11 protein-coding genes and 1 pseudogene are annotated in these 14,259 nt (G+C 56.3%); 5 read left to right on the plus strand and 7 right to left on the minus strand.

Going from position 1 to position 14,259, the window contains the following annotated elements; genetic code table 11:
- Positions 1-741: 741 nt before the first annotated feature.
- From ACLGE8_RS15400 to ACLGE8_RS15420, 5 genes and pseudogenes are all read right to left on the minus strand, one after another.
- Positions 742-1,113: pseudogene (locus ACLGE8_RS15400) on the minus strand (retention module-containing protein); the annotation flags it as partial.
- Positions 1,114-1,445: 332 nt separating this feature from the next.
- Complete coding sequence (locus ACLGE8_RS15405; protein ID WP_410999710.1) at positions 1,446-1,787, minus strand: tryptophan synthase subunit beta; 342 nt, start codon at positions 1,785-1,787, stop codon at positions 1,446-1,448.
- Positions 1,788-1,804: 17 nt separating this feature from the next.
- A complete protein-coding gene (lapD, locus tag ACLGE8_RS15410; RefSeq protein WP_410999712.1) occupies positions 1,805-3,745 on the minus strand; it encodes a cyclic di-GMP receptor LapD in 1,941 nt (646 codons plus the stop codon).
- A gap of 9 nt (positions 3,746-3,754) precedes the next feature.
- Positions 3,755-4,441: a cysteine protease LapG gene (gene lapG / locus ACLGE8_RS15415; protein ID WP_410999714.1), complete on the minus strand. Its 687-nt coding sequence runs from the start codon at positions 4,439-4,441 to the stop codon at positions 3,755-3,757.
- Between the two features lie 25 nt (positions 4,442-4,466).
- On the minus strand, positions 4,467-6,131 hold the full coding sequence (locus ACLGE8_RS15420) for a Mur ligase (protein ID WP_410999716.1): 1,665 nt from the start codon (positions 6,129-6,131) through the stop codon (positions 4,467-4,469).
- Positions 6,132-6,307: 176 nt separating this feature from the next.
- On the opposite strand from ACLGE8_RS15420, the gene ACLGE8_RS15425 reads away from it, so the two are divergent.
- A complete protein-coding gene (locus ACLGE8_RS15425; RefSeq protein WP_410999718.1) occupies positions 6,308-7,726 on the plus strand; it encodes a UDP-N-acetylmuramoyl-tripeptide--D-alanyl-D-alanine ligase in 1,419 nt (472 codons plus the stop codon).
- A 26-nt stretch (positions 7,727-7,752) separates the two neighbouring features.
- Here ACLGE8_RS15425 and ACLGE8_RS15430 read toward each other — a convergent pair whose 3' ends face one another.
- Positions 7,753-8,685, minus strand: a complete 933-nt coding sequence (locus ACLGE8_RS15430) for a LysR substrate-binding domain-containing protein (RefSeq protein ID WP_333497369.1) — start codon at positions 8,683-8,685, stop codon at positions 7,753-7,755.
- A 355-nt stretch (positions 8,686-9,040) separates the two neighbouring features.
- Positions 9,041-9,535, minus strand: a complete 495-nt coding sequence (locus ACLGE8_RS15435; RefSeq protein WP_333497368.1) for a DUF1097 domain-containing protein — start codon at positions 9,533-9,535, stop codon at positions 9,041-9,043.
- A 242-nt stretch (positions 9,536-9,777) separates the two neighbouring features.
- Between ACLGE8_RS15435 and ACLGE8_RS15440 the strand changes: the two genes are divergently transcribed.
- Genes ACLGE8_RS15440 through ACLGE8_RS15455 form a run of 4 tightly spaced genes read left to right on the plus strand, consistent with a single transcriptional unit; the run spans position 9,778 to position 14,241 of the window.
- Entirely contained in the window at positions 9,778-10,383 is a 606-nt protein-coding gene (locus ACLGE8_RS15440) for an ankyrin repeat domain-containing protein (protein WP_410999720.1), read from the plus strand.
- Between the two features lie 39 nt (positions 10,384-10,422).
- The gene (locus ACLGE8_RS15445) at positions 10,423-11,298 is read left to right on the plus strand and encodes a DUF2877 domain-containing protein (RefSeq protein ID WP_410999722.1); all 876 of its coding nucleotides are present in this window, start codon (positions 10,423-10,425) and stop codon (positions 11,296-11,298) included.
- On the plus strand, positions 11,276-12,823 hold the full coding sequence (gene fdrA, locus ACLGE8_RS15450) for an acyl-CoA synthetase FdrA (protein WP_410999724.1): 1,548 nt from the start codon (positions 11,276-11,278) through the stop codon (positions 12,821-12,823). Before ACLGE8_RS15445 ends, fdrA begins: the two co-directional genes overlap by 23 nt.
- On the plus strand, positions 12,823-14,241 hold the full coding sequence (locus ACLGE8_RS15455; protein WP_410999726.1) for a DUF1116 domain-containing protein: 1,419 nt from the start codon (positions 12,823-12,825) through the stop codon (positions 14,239-14,241). Before fdrA ends, ACLGE8_RS15455 begins: the two co-directional genes overlap by 1 nt.
- The last annotated feature ends 18 nt before the right edge of the window (positions 14,242-14,259 follow it).

The raw sequence follows: 14,259 nt of genomic DNA on the forward strand, positions 1-14,259 counted from the left end.
GGCATCCGTGTCTGCATCAGCATCCGCGTCGGCATCCGCATCAGCGTCGGCATCGGCGTCCGCATCGGCATCAGCGTCCGCATCAGCGTCCGCATCCGCATCCGCATCCGCATCCGCATCGGCATCCGCGTCGGCATCCGCGTCTGCATCAGCATCCGCGTCGGCATCTGCATCTGCATCCGCGTCGGCGTCCGCATCAGCGTCCGCGTCCGCATCAGCGTCTGCATCGGCATCCGCGTCGGCATCCGCATCCGCATCGGCATCTGCATCCGCGTCGGCATCCGCATCTGCATCCGCATCAGCGTCCGCATCGGCATCCGCATCCGCGTCAGCATCGGCATCAGCGTCCGCATCGGCATCCGCATCGGCATCAGCATCCGCGTCGGCATCTGCATCCGCGTCTGCATCGGCATCCGCGTCCGCATCGGCATCCGCGTCGGCATCTGCATCTGCATCTGCATCCGCGTCGGCATCTGCATCCGCGTCGGCATCTGCATCCGCATCAGCATCGGCATCAGCGTCAGCGTCGGCGTCTGCATCGGCATCTGCATCCGCGTCGGCATCTGCATCGGCATCTGCATCGGCATCAGCGTCCGCATCAGAATCTGTGTCCCCACCTACCGCATCAGACCGATCAAGAACCGTGAGTTCTTCTTCTATTGGCGTATGGGGGAAGTCGATACCTTCAGTAGGGTATCCGGCTGTGGGGTCGACTCTTTCGCCGGTCAGATCAAGGATGACGTGCGTGTGCGCGCCACCGGCGCCGGGTTCACCGCTGCCGGAAGGGGACTGCGGGCCAGCGGCGGTCGCTTCAAGTATTTGCGTGGGGTCCTGGCCGTCAGCAATGGCTTGCTGTATGGCCGCGATGTCTGTTTGATCGCCCGTCTCTGGGGAAAGTAAGGCATTCTGTGCGCTGTCCCAGTGACTGTCGCGGCCGAGATCCAGGCTTTTTCCATTTGGGAGAGCAATAGTAACGGCGCCGGCTGCGCCAGTTTCTATCTGTTCGCCAGTCAGGATTCGATCGCCTTCAGTCAGCAGTCGTCTGCTGCCATCTGGTGAAATAGCAAAAACCTGACCAATGATTGTTTTGATGGTTCCGGCTATACCGCTCATCCGTGCTCTCCTTCATTTCTGCGGGTAATTCCTGTACCACGCAAATATTGATTGAATACAATGACTGTTCGCCTTTACGGACCAAGCCGCCTGGCTTATATAATTAATATTTCTTATATTTCATTATCGTAATGACAGTATTACGAATGGGACGCGTTATTCTTGTTCGAGGATAAAGTTGGCGGAAAGAATATTCTTTGATTTTAATGTTGTTTCAATGGAAATGTCTTGTAAATAATTGGTAGGTATAGACACGATTTTATGATGGTTTTAAGGCTAATTATATTTCAGGCACAAAATCATGTGCCTGAAATAGTGAAGATAAGTGAGCGTTAAATCAGTCTTTCATCGTCATCGCCGATGAGTCCTTCCAGTCCGCTCAGCGTTTGACGTGCCTGGGCACGGTTAAGCAGTTTACTCTGCGCGGCAGGCGGCAGGTCGGTAATGCTGATGATCCCCTTACTCATCAGCACTTCGATAAGGTCTTCCAGCACGCGGATCATGTTGAGGTCACTCTGCTGCAACTGCTGTATTGTTGCCGCACGAATGCTTTCGACTTTAAGCCATTCGCTGATTTCCGCGGTGGCCACTTCGCTCTGTTCGGTCATTCCGGTGAAGGCTGCGGTCTCAACCCGAACGATCCGTCCTTCACCATCACGTTCAATAAAGTGCATGGCTTCTCTCCTGAGAGTTAATGTAATGTGCTGGCATCGCTAAAGTAGCGGCCCATTGCGCCGTACAGGCCGATTTTCTCCAGCACCGCCAGCTCACCTTCCGTTTCAACACGCTCGGCGATGAGCGGCAGATTGATCTGACGTGTCGCCCAGTAAATCGCTTCAATAAACAGTTTCTTATCTTCTTCTTCGTTGATGTGATGGATGTAACCACCATCAACTTTGATCCAGGCAAGCCCCCACTGCGGCAGGTTGCCAATCAGATGGAAGCGGCCGCCAAAGTGCTGAATACCCAGGCCGCAGCCGAGATCCTGCAATTTTTTCACCAGAATGCTGACGCGTTCTGGCTCAGGCAGTTCGTTTTCATCCAGCTCCAGCGTGAGTCTTGACGCCAGGTGGCGTGCGGTTTTCAACGGCTGCAGCAGGGCGTTCAGACTGGCGTCGTCTGCCACGCTCTCCCCGCTGATGCTGAGGGCAAACGCATCGGTGCTGTTTTCCATCGCGCGTAGCGTCTGTTTGAGCATCACGACGTCCATTCGACGGCCCAGGGCCAGGCGACGCACCCAGGGAATAAAGCGGCCCGCTGGGATAATTTCGCCAGCTTCATCTTTGATGCGAGCAAGTATTTTTCTATGCAGAACAACGTGTTGATTGTTGCACTGGTATACCGGCTGTGAATAAAGCTCGAAAGCTTCTTTATCCAGAATCGCGCTCAGGCGCTTGTGCCAGTCGTGGTGATCTTCATCCGGCTCTTGCTGTGCCGCGAGGTTTGGGTCGACAAAGGTGCGCATATCCGCCTCTGCCGCCACCAGAATCTGATCGGCCTGGCGCAGCAGGGTTTGTGGTGAATCACCGTAGTGGAAGGCCACGGCGGCAAAGTGGGCAACCGGGTTGACGTCGCTCAGCCCGGTTTCATACAGCGCCTTGAGTTGGGTATTGAGTGAACTGGCGAAACTGTCCATCTCTTTAGGCAAAGCCGGTGCGGTGATAAGGGCGAACTCGCCGCCGCGCACGCGGGCGACAAAGCCCTCGCTGTGGAAAAAGCGCTGCTGGAGAGCATCGAGGATCCCGGCAACGGCCTGCAGCAGTTTATCGGTATTGGCACCGCCGAGGCGCTGGTTCAGGCCCATCAGATCCTGAACGCGCAGCACAATCAGGTTGCCGTCGGCGTGCTCTTCGTCGCTCAGGCGCGTCTGGAATTTAATATCAAACGACCGGCGGTTGTTCAGGCCGGTCAGGCTGTCGTTGTAGGCTTCCTGGCGCAGAGCTTCGGTACGTTGCGCCTGCTCGCTGAACAGGGCTTTGAGCTGGGTGACCATCATGTTAGTGGCTTCAACCACTCGGCGCAGTTCCGGCGTTTTGGGCAGCGCAGGCAGGCTCAGGAATTCGCGACGGCTGATGGCCATCGCCTGCTCGACGATGTAGTTCAGCGGGCGCAGACGGTTACGCAGCAGGAACATCGCGCCGAGAATGCACAGCACGCTACAGCCCGTCAGCCATAGGAAGCTTGCGACCAACGTGCTCCACAGGCGTGCGAGGGCAAACATGGGGTGGCTAATAACTTCAACGCGTGCGGCCTGCGACCAGCCGCGCATGACCACGGCTTCGCCCTGGCCTGGATTCAGATGCACCATACGCACAAACCAACCTGGTACATTGGCGCTAGGTGGGACATTCTGGCGTTCAATAATCGGCTTGCCGGTTTTGATATCCACGACCTGAATGCGGTAGAAGTAGCCGCTATCAAAAATCGAGTTCACCATCAGTTCCGTCATCACCGGGTCGTCAATATGCGCGGTCAGCGAGAGACCCAGCGCCGTGGCGGCGTCCTGGGCATGCGCGCTTAGCTGGTTGTGGTACTGTTCACGCGAGCTTTCCAGCGTGGCAAAAAAGTTGCCGCAGAAAATCGTCAACGTAAACAGGCAGATGCCAATCAGTAGCTGTTTATAGAGGGACATGACCGCTTCCTATTCATTAATTACAAACCCTTCTGCACGCATCCTGGTGAGAAGATCCTGCCAACGAGAGAGCCTTGTACTGTCGCCGACGCGCTTGCTGCCGCTTGCCTGTGGTATCCACAAACCCTCGCCATTAAATGAATAGACGGGGAGCAGGTCGCTACGGGCGGAGGCGGGCAATATGGCAGGTTTGAGGTTATCGAGAACCAGCGGAATTGCATCCGGGCTCGAATACCAGGTGACGACCATATGTGCCTGATTTAATTGTAATGCTTTAACATAGGTAATTCTTAATTGACTGGCAGGAACGCCTAATTCGCGCAGGGTGAAATATTTCGCCAGCGCGTAGTCTTCACAATCTCCCGCGCCTTTACGCAGGGCTTCTACCGGCGTCGCCCAATAATCTTCCTGGCCCCATACCGTCATATCATCAACAAAGCGGATCCGCGAATTAAAAAACTGGTTTACGCGGTTCAGGGTGGTATGAATATCGCCGGCAGGCGGCTGCTTCAACAACATTTCCCAGGCGTCGATATTACGCTGCGCGGTCGGCGTCGCCGGGCCGTAAAGCTGCCGGGTTCGGGAATTAATGGTATTAAAGTCCCAGCCCGCACCAATTTGTAGCGGCACAAACAGAAGCAGCGTCAGGCATAACGATAGCCATCGCTTCCAGTAGAATACGTCAGGGAGCCTCATTTAAGGGACGCTCAGTATCACGAAATTACGCCTTAATGCCATGCTGGCTGCGCCAGCGTTTGCGGTAAGCAACGTAGCCAGAGAGGTAGTGCTCTACGTCGTCGATACGTACCCGGAAGCTGTGGTGACGAATAAAAAAGCTCCCCACAATACGGGATGGGTTTTTGAAGAACATGGCCAGTTCAGGCCAGAAGAAGCCGTTTGCGAGGTAGCGCGCTCGCGTCTCCAGCGCCAGATTAAATTTCTCCATATCGAAGCCCTCGAGCAGTTGCCGGTGCTCGGACTCGGCCAGGCGCGCCAGCATATGCGAGGCCGCCATCATCAGCTCCAGCAGTGTGGGATAGGTGGTGACTCGCTGAAGGACGAAATCCAGGTAATCACGCACGTTGTCCAGGCCGAACTGATAGTAGCGTGCAAGCGGGCGGTACAGCGTGAGTTCGTTTATACAGTAGCTTAGCCAGTGGTCGTGGGCCTGCCAGTGTTTCTGTTCGATAAAGTGATCCATGGCGTGCTCAACGATAGCCAACCAGCGGGGCGCTTTTGTCAGGCCATACAGGCGCATCAGCGCAAAAGTGGCCTCGCCATCGTAATAGATGATGCGATGCTCGGCCTTCAGCGACAGATCGGCAGCGTGCAAAACGTGGTTAAAACCGCCGGTATCCGGTTTCTGCATAAAGCCGATACCGTTAGCCAGGCGCTGCATCTGCGGGAGGTAGCGCTCATCGCCGGTCAGTTCGGTGTACTTGACCATCGCCAGAATACAGACTGCGTTACCGCCGAGTTTAATCTCGCCGCCCGTGTCGATCAGGAAGTCAGCTTCGCTGCCGTCCGGGAGCGTGCGGGTGGCGATGAGCTCGGTCGACAGGTCATGCAGCGCGCGCTCAATGGCTGCAAACTGGGTGTTATCCTGCGTCACCTCCCAGCCTTCGAGCAGCGCATAGGTTGAGCTGGCATGGCGCAGGGCGTTATAGGTTGGGATCGCGCGGTCAAAGCAGGGGAACCAACCGTAATGGTAGCGGCCCGATTTTTTTACCTGGCGTGCCAGGTAGTCGGTGGCGGAGAAAATCATCGGCTCCAGCGCCTCTTCCTGCCAGTGCGGCAGTTGGCGATAGCCGGCGTTACGGCCGTTGGATTCGATGGGGTAGACCTTCTCGCCATCACAAAACAGGCTGCGGGTGTTGAAGCGCCAGATAAGCTGTTCCGGTTTATCCGGCCAGCGCAGCGCGTTACCGAAACGCCAGCGCGCATAGTGCGCCAGATTGGCTGCATTGGGCGTCGCTACCCCCTCATTGCCGTGATACAGCAATGCGTTGGCGTTAATTTCCTGCTCCAGAATGGGCTGCCTGAAATCAGGCGTGAAGCTCAGGCCAAAACGGAAGTAGTTACGTTTGGTCTTACCAAGCTTATCCTGCAGTTCATCCCAGCGCAGGGTCTGAATTTTATTGACCAGATCGGCCCGCAGCCAGATCAATGGCCGCGACTGCTGGCTCTCCCAGCGCTGTAAGTCGTCTACCGCGCGCAGCCAGGCTTCATCCAGCGAATCACCGCAGGCATAGGCGGTATAGGCACGTTCCTCGCCATTGCTGGCGCTGAGGAAGAGAATGTAGCCTGGAAAAGGGGAGGGTTGCGCGGCGGCGTGAAATGCATCGAGTTCAGGGCGCACATGCGTAAGTAAACGGCTTAGCGACATTTAAGCTCCTTGTCATGGAATGACGCCCTTGTCTGAGATTAATCGTATCAAAATAACATTACGTGTTGCGATTTACGTATTCTACATTTTTACTATATTGCCCTGAAAATAGAAAATAACCCTATTGGGCGCAAATGATTTGATGGCGAATGGCACTGTGTTTTCCAGGAGAAAGAATGGATCAGCAAAATGAAAAAGGACCTTTAGACGACGCCTGCTGGACAGTTGAATCCCTAATGCTGGCCGCGCCGGGCCGTTGGCTCACTCCTCCGCCTGAAGGATGGCGGGCAACGGGTGTGTCGATTTTTGCGCCGGCCATGCAGGCGGGCAATATGGTCTGTGTGCGTGCGGAAGACGAGGTTGGCGGCGTCGTCGCTGAGCGACTCGATAAGCTGCCATACCCGCCAGCGGCGCTTATTGTTGATAATGCGCAACGGGCAGTCGGCAGCAACGTGCCGGTGTATTTAGTTGACGATCGCAATGATGCGCTGCTGAGTATGGGGCGATATGCCCGCGACCGGATGCAGGGCAATGTGATTGGCGTGACGGGGAGCGCGGGAAAAACCACCTGTGTCGCCATGCTCACCGCTGCGCTTGCCGAGTGGGGGCCGTCTCTTGGCAGCATGCAAAATGCGAATCTGCCGCGCGGCATCGCGTGGAATATCGCCTCTATGCCCTGGAATACGCCGCAGGTGGTGCTGGAAATGGCGATTGGCCGAATGGATATCAGCGCGCGCATGGTGCGGCCGACCGTGGCGGTGGTAACCAATATTCAGGCGGTTCATCTGAAGGAGAACCAGTCTCTGCATGATATTGCGCGCACCAAAGCCATGATTTTCCTCGGCATGAAACCTGGCGATATTGCGGTGCTGCATCGTGAGATGCAGGAGTGGGACTGTATTTATGCGGCTGCGGTAAAGCAGGATTTGCGGATCGTGACTTACGGTCAGCAGGAAGGATGCGACTGCCGACTGATTGCCTATGACCCGGTCACTCGCGGCGTAACGGCAGAGATTTTTGGCCAGCGCCTCGACTATACGATGCAGGCAGAAGGCCTGCATATGGCGCTTAATAGCGTCGCCACGCTTGCCGTCGTCTGTTCGCTGGGCTATTCCCCTGAGGCGGCGCTGCCGAGGTTAACCCGTTTCCAGGCGCTGCCGGGCAGAGGCGAAGTTAATCATCTGACCGTGGCGACCCATCCGCTAACGGTTATTGATGATGCCTATAACGCTAACCCTGGTTCCATGATGATGGCGGTCGCGCAGCTGAGCGAGTCAGTCCTGCCGGGGAGAAAAATGCTGGTGCTGGGCGAAATGGCTGAGTTAGGTGATGAGCATCAGCAGTATTACCGCGCGTTGATTACGCATATCAATCACAGCCAGATTGATGCGATTTACCTGATTGGCAAAACATATCAATCCTATGCCAGCATGATGGCTGAAAATAAGCGATATATATTGCTGGATGACGTTGATGCATTTAAAAAAGTTTATCTTAAGGATATTCAGGATAGCGATATCGCTTTATTTAAGGGCTCGCATTCCGCGCAGGTCTGGAAATTAGTGAGCTGGTTGAAGCTGCTGGCTGCGCGCTAGGCCCCGGGCTTGTGCAGGCAGAGCGGCTATCCTTCCCGATGCAGTAAATCCGCATAGACCCCGGTTAACACTCCCTGAGGGCCAAACTCCCGTTTGATCCACTGCGTTACCTGGCCGTTGGCCGAGTGCTGGGTTGCCAGCAGCATGCGGGAGTCCTGGCGTGGGTTGTTGATTTTTCGGGTGACCAGCAGCGACTGAGCTTCCGCGTCGCGCACCATGTAATCTGGCAAAAAACCAATCCCTTCGCCGAGGATCTGGCACTCGCACTTGGTGTTGAAATCCGGCACCAGAATCGATTCCTGCCCGTGCAGCAGCCAGCCAACCTTTTTATTAATGGTGTGCGCGGTGTCCTCTACCATGATGTTGGGGTAGAGGCGCAGCTGGCTTTCGGCAATGGGTTCCGGCATAAACGCCAGCGGGTGGGACGGGGCGATGGCAAAGGCCCAGCGAATCGCGCCAATCTCGGTGTAATCAATGCCGCCGCCGTCCAGCAGGGTATCCGGCGCGCCGATGGCGATGCTGGCTTGATTATTGATAATCGAATCCCAGACGCCGTTGTAGACCTCGGTGGTGACGGTTATCTGGCAGGTAGGAAACTGCTTTTTCAGCACCTGCAGCAGCCTGGCGGTGTGCTTTGGCGTATAGAGTAACTGGTTGATACAGATACGCACCCGCGCTTCAATGCCCTGGGAAATGGTGTCGATGCTGCGCTTGATGGCGTGAAAGTCATTGAGTAAGTCGCTGGCTTTACGAAAGAAATAGCGCCCGGACTCGGTCAGCTCAATGCTGCGGGTGCTGCGGGTAAATAGCACCACGTCGAGGCCCGTCTCCATGCGCTTGATGGTATAGCTGATGGCGGAGGTAGTGAGGCCCAGCTCCTCCGCCGCCTTACTGAAGCTGCCAAACCGCGCGGCGGTGGTGAACGCCAGCAGATTTTCTTCCGTAAAAATTGAGTTCATTCACCTGCTCCTCGGTTCAGCTATTTATAGGGCCTCTTTAATGAGATGAATGTATTGGTTGAAGTGATTGTTGGGCAACCATTTTTGAATAACTTTTAAAACCGCTGTTTAGGGTTCTATTTGGCTCTCTGCGGCAGGTTGCCGGATGGCGCTACGCTTATCCGGCCTACAAAATCTGCGGCATGTTGCTAGGTGGTACCGCTACAACGGATACTCCTCCGTAGGCCGGATAAGGCGTTTACGCCGCCATCCGGCAGCATACCGTTACGCGGCATGTTGCTGGGTGGTACCGTTACAACGGATACTCCTCCGTAGGCCGGATAAGGCGTTTACGCCGCCATCCGGCAGCATACCGCTACGCAGCCTCTTTCGAGGTGGCTTCGCTCAGTTTGCGCCCGGTATATTCGGAGATAATCCCGACGCAGTTCCCGGCAAAAAAGCCCAGCAACGTGACCCACCAGTTCATTCCGGTGGCGAAAAATAGCGTCATGCCAAGAAAGCCGCCGGGGATAAACGAGGTGAGCCAGAATCGCCCCTGCCAGACCACCACGGCGGAGAACGGCACCGTCATGACCACGCCCGCCCAGAAGGGGGACAGGCCGCTTACTGACGCCAGCCAGCCGGAGGCCGCTGCCGCGAGAAATGCCCAGACGGCGCCGGAGTAATTGACAAAAAGACTCTTCACAAATCCCGCCTTGCCGCCGCCTGCCGCATAGAAACTGCAGAACGCCACAAAGCCAATCGTACCTAATAATTCCCAGCCTGGGGCCAGCCCAACCTGCGAGGACACCATCTGCCAGAGACCTGCACACACTCCAACGGTAATGCCCGTAGCGGTGAGTCCGTTCATCGTTGTTTCCTCTCATCTAGTGGTTACGCACTGAAACTATATAGAAAGAAAACCCGATTGAGTTAAGGGGCATAGCGACAAACAAATAAACGGTGCACTACCGCACAGTCTGTATCGATTATTAAATTAAATTCACTAATCAAGCTGGTTATGGCGAATAAAATTTAAGCGGGTTCTTTTCCGATTATTTCGTTGCTATTCTCATTTCATCGAAAACAGCCACAAAAATCAGGGGATTTGACATGACCAACAACAATCTGATTGCTGACTATCTATTGGCTGCGCAACAAGGCGAACTGACGAAATTAAAATCCTGCCTGCATCATGGCGTCGATATTAATGCCTGCAATCGCCAGGGGCAAACCGCCATTACGCTGGCGAGCCTGAATAAAAAATATGATTGCGTAGTGGCCTTACTGGATGCCGGTGCGGATATTAATAAGCAAGACCAGACCTGTTTAAACCCTTTTTTAATTAGCTGCCTGAATAATGATTTAACGCTGCTGCGTTTACTCTTACCGGCCCGTCCGGATTTAAATCGCTTAACCCGTTTTGGCGGCGTGGGATTAACGCCCGCCTGCGAAAAAGGGCATCTTGAAATCGTTAAAGAGCTATTGCATCGCACCCACATTAACGTCAACCACACCAACTTTGTCGGCTGGACGCCGCTGCTGGAGGCCATCGTGCTTAACGACGGCGGTGAAACCCAGCAGACGATTGTCGGCCTGCTGCTGGAGCATGGCGCCAGCCCGCACATGACCGACAAATACGGCAAAACCCCGCTGGAACTGGCGCGGGAGAAGGGTTACGAGGAAATTGCTCAGCTGCTGATGGCTGCCGGAGCGTAACAGAGGAGACGCGCTATCGACACCCCAATACGGCGGTGTGTGCAAGCGCTAACTGCGGACGAGCACTTTCTTTTGGAACGTGGCTCTGGTCGGGTCGAACAGGTCTTTTCCCGGGCGGTAAACCTTTATCTCCCGGCACAGCAGCGGTTGCTGACGCTCTTGTGCGACGCGTACGACAACGCCCCGAACAGCTGTAGGTTGGCACTTGCTCACTTTGATGGCCTGTTCCGGCCTGGTGAGACGGTTCAGTTTCACCCAACAGGGATAACGGTTGGCGAGGATAAATGGCTGGACACCGCCTCCTGCCAGCGCTGGCAGCCAACGATACCGCAGCTTAACGCCGAACGATTCCGGCAGATTCCCTGGCAGCGGTGGCACGACGAGATTCATCAACAATTACAGGATAACCAGACGCTGTTTCTCTGGCGCGGCGATAACCCGTTTTATCAGGCTATCTCCGAGACATTACAGCAGCGGCGAAAGACATTATTTAATGCGTTATTACAGGGCCGGGAAATAACGTCGGCAGTCGCCAATATGGTGGGATTAGGTATTGGCCTGACGCCGTCGGCGGATGATTATTTAGTGGGGTTAAGCACCGTTTTATTTATCGACGGCCACCCGGCAAAAAAATATCGCAACGCATTTAATTCCGCGCTAAAGGTGGCGCGTGACAATACCACTTTATTAAGCGCTATTACGCTGGAAGCGGCTTTTTCCCAGCGCTATCGCGAAACGATTTTCGGGTTTATTAACGGCATGGTTAATGAGCCGCAACATATTTCAACCCAGACTATCGCCAGTATTAAAAATATTGGCTCCAGTTCCGGCTGCGACATGCTTTACGGCATGGCGGATGCCTGCGCGCTGAGCCAAGCCTATGGAGGGAGTTATGTCAGTCAAAATAGTGATTAAGAAGAATACGTATTTTGATTCGGTCTCGCTGATGTCGATTTCCACGCGCGCCAATAAGCTCGACGGCGTTGAGCAGGCGTTTGTGGCTATGGCTACCGAGATGAACAAAGGCGTGCTGAAAAATCTCGGGCTGTTAACCACCGAGCTGGATGACGCGAAAAACGGCGACCTGATGATCGTCATCAACGGCAAAGACGGCGCGGACAACGAGCAGACGCTGGCGGCCATTGAAGAGCTATTCACTAAAAAAGCGGAAAGCGGTTCGCATGAAGCGCGCTACGCTACGCTTGCCAGCGCCAAAAAGCACGTGGCGGAGAGCAACCTGGCGGTGATTTCCGTCAACGGTCTGTTTGCCGCCCGCGAAGCGCGTCAGGCGCTGCAAAACGACCTCAATGTGATGCTGTTCTCCGACAACGTCACCATTGAAGACGAACTGGCGCTGAAACAGCTGGCGCATGAAAAAGGGCTGTTGATGATGGGGCCGGACTGCGGCACCGCGATTATCAACGGCGCGGCGCTGTGCTTTGGCAACGCGGTACGCCGCGGCAACATCGGCATTGTTGGCGCGTCCGGTACCGGCAGCCAGGAGCTGAGCGTCCGTATTCATGACTTTGGCGGCGGTATTTCGCAGCTGATCGGCACCGGCGGGCGTGACCTCAGCGAGAAGATTGGCGGGCTGATGATGCTTGATGCCATCGGCATGCTGGAAAACGACCCGCAAACCGAGATTATCGCGCTGGTCTCCAAGCCGCCGGCTCCGGCCGTGGCGCGCAAAGTGCTGGAACGTGCTCGCACCTGCCGCAAACCGGTGGTGGTCTGTTTCCTCGGTCGCGCCGAGCCACCGGCAGACGAGCAGGGCTTACAGTTCGCTCGTGGCACCAAAGAGGCGGCGCTGAAAGCGGTGCTGCTGAGCGGCGTGAAGAAGGAATCGTTAGACCTGCATCCGCTGAACGAGGCGCTGATTGCCGACGTGCGTTCACGTCTGACCCCTCAGCAGAAGTACATTCGCGGCCTGTTTTGCGGCGGCACGCTGTGCGATGAAACCATGTTCGCAGTGATGGAAAAACACGGCGACGTCTACAGCAACATTCAGCCTGACCCGGCTTTCCGCCTGGCGGATATCAACCGCAGCGTGAAGCACACCTTCCTCGACTTCGGCGATGACGACTTCACCAACGGCAAGCCGCACCCGATGATCGACCCGACCAACCGCATCAGCCGCTTGATTCAGGAAGCGCGCGATCCGCAGGTGGGCGTGATCGTGATGGACTTCGTGCTGGGCTTTGGATCGCATGAAGATCCGGTCGGTTCAACGATCGAGGCGATCAACGAAGCGAAAGCGATCGCCGCCGCCGATGGGCGAGAGCTTACGATCCTCGCCTACGTGCTGGGGACCGATCTCGATACGCCGTCGCTGGAAAAACAGCGCCAGATGCTGACCGACGCGGGCGTTATCCTCGCCAGCAGCAGCACCAATACCGGTTTGCTGGCGCGTGAATTTATCTGCAAAGGGGAGGAAGCCTGATGAGCCAGTCACTGTTTACCCAACCGCTGAACGTCATTAACGTCGGCATCGCCATGTTCAGCGATGACCTGAAAAAGCAGCACGTCGCCGTCACCCAGCTCGACTGGACGCCGCCGGGGCAGGGCAATATGCAGGTGGTGAAGGCGCTGGACAGCATCGCCGATTCCCCGCTGGCGGAGAAAATTGCCGCCGCCAACCAGCAGGCGCTGGAGCGCATCATTCAGTCTCACCCGGTGCTGATTGGCTTTGACCAGGCGATTAACGTGGTGCCGGGCATGACGCCGAAAACCATCCTCCACGCGGGCCCACCGGTGACATGGGAGAAAATGTGCGGCGCAATGAAAGGCGCGGTCACCGGGGCGCTGGTGTTTGAAGGGCTGGCGAAGGATATCGACGAGGCGGCAGATCTTGCGGCTTCCGGCGAAATCACCTTTTCGCCGTGCCACGAGCACGACTGCGTCGGCTCGATGGCGGGCGTGACCTCAGCCTCGATGTTTATGCACATCGTTGAGAACAAAACCTACGGCAACATCGCTTATACCAACATGAGCGAGCAGATGGCGAAGATCCTGCGCATGGGGGCCAACGACCAGAGCGTGATCGACCGTCTGAACTGGATGCGCGACGTACAGGGCCCGATGCTGCGCGATGCAATGAAGGTCATCGGCGAGATTGACCTGCGCTTAATGCTGGCGCAGGCGCTGCACATGGGCGACGAGTGCCACAACCGCAACAACGCGGGTACCACGCTGCTGATTCAGGCGCTGACGCCGGGGATCATTCAGGCGGGCTACCCCGTTGAGCAGCAGCGCGAAGTGTTCGAGTTCGTCGCCAGCAGCGACTACTTCTCCGGCCCGACGTGGATGGCGATGTGTAAAGCGGCGATGGACGCGGCGCACGGCATCGAATACAGCACCGTGGTCACCACCATGGCGCGTAACGGCGTCGAGTTCGGCCTGCGGGTCAGCGGCCTGCCAGGGCAGTGGTTCACCGGCCCGGCGCAGCAGGTTATCGGCCCGATGTTCGCCGGATACAAGCCGGAAGATTCAGGGCTGGATATCGGCGACAGCGCGATCACCGAAACCTACGGCATCGGCGGCTTTGCGATGGCCACGGCCCCGGCGATTGTGGCGCTGGTGGGCGGCACGGTGGAAGAGGCGATCGACTTCTCCCGCCAGATGCGCGAAATCACCCTCGGCGAGAATCCGAACGTCACCATCCCGCTGCTCGGCTTTATGGGCGTGCCAACGGCTATCGACATCACCCGCGTCGGCAGCAGCGGTATTCTGCCGGTGATCAACACCGCCATTGCCCATAAAGATGCGGGCATCGGCATGATTGGCGCCGGGATCGTGCACCCGCCGTTCGCCTGCTTCGAAAAAGCTATTTTAAGCTGGTGCGAACGTTACTGCGTCTGACGTTGTAGCCCGGGCGAG

Source organism: Kluyvera sp. 142486, assembly GCF_046569695.1.
GTDB lineage: Bacteria > Pseudomonadota > Gammaproteobacteria > Enterobacterales > Enterobacteriaceae > Kluyvera.

What these genes read in the sequence shown, in the direction of transcription:
- ACLGE8_RS15405 (WP_410999710.1), bottom strand. Translation starts at nt 1,787, where the DNA reads ATGCACTTTATTGAACGTGATGGTGAAGGACGGATCGTTCGGGTTGAG.
- lapD (WP_410999712.1), bottom strand. Translation starts at nt 3,745, where the DNA reads ATGTCCCTCTATAAACAGCTACTGATTGGCATCTGCCTGTTTACGTTG.
- lapG (WP_410999714.1), bottom strand. Translation starts at nt 4,441, where the DNA reads ATGAGGCTCCCTGACGTATTCTACTGGAAGCGATGGCTATCGTTATGC.
- ACLGE8_RS15420 (WP_410999716.1), bottom strand. Translation starts at nt 6,131, where the DNA reads ATGTCGCTAAGCCGTTTACTTACGCATGTGCGCCCTGAACTCGATGCA.
- ACLGE8_RS15425 (WP_410999718.1), top strand. Translation starts at nt 6,308, where the DNA reads ATGGATCAGCAAAATGAAAAAGGACCTTTAGACGACGCCTGCTGGACA.
- ACLGE8_RS15430 (WP_333497369.1), bottom strand. Translation starts at nt 8,685, where the DNA reads ATGAACTCAATTTTTACGGAAGAAAATCTGCTGGCGTTCACCACCGCC.
- ACLGE8_RS15435 (WP_333497368.1), bottom strand. Translation starts at nt 9,535, where the DNA reads ATGAACGGACTCACCGCTACGGGCATTACCGTTGGAGTGTGTGCAGGT.
- ACLGE8_RS15440 (WP_410999720.1), top strand. Translation starts at nt 9,778, where the DNA reads ATGACCAACAACAATCTGATTGCTGACTATCTATTGGCTGCGCAACAA.
- fdrA (WP_410999724.1), top strand. Translation starts at nt 11,276, where the DNA reads ATGTCAGTCAAAATAGTGATTAAGAAGAATACGTATTTTGATTCGGTC.
- ACLGE8_RS15455 (WP_410999726.1), top strand. Translation starts at nt 12,823, where the DNA reads ATGAGCCAGTCACTGTTTACCCAACCGCTGAACGTCATTAACGTCGGC.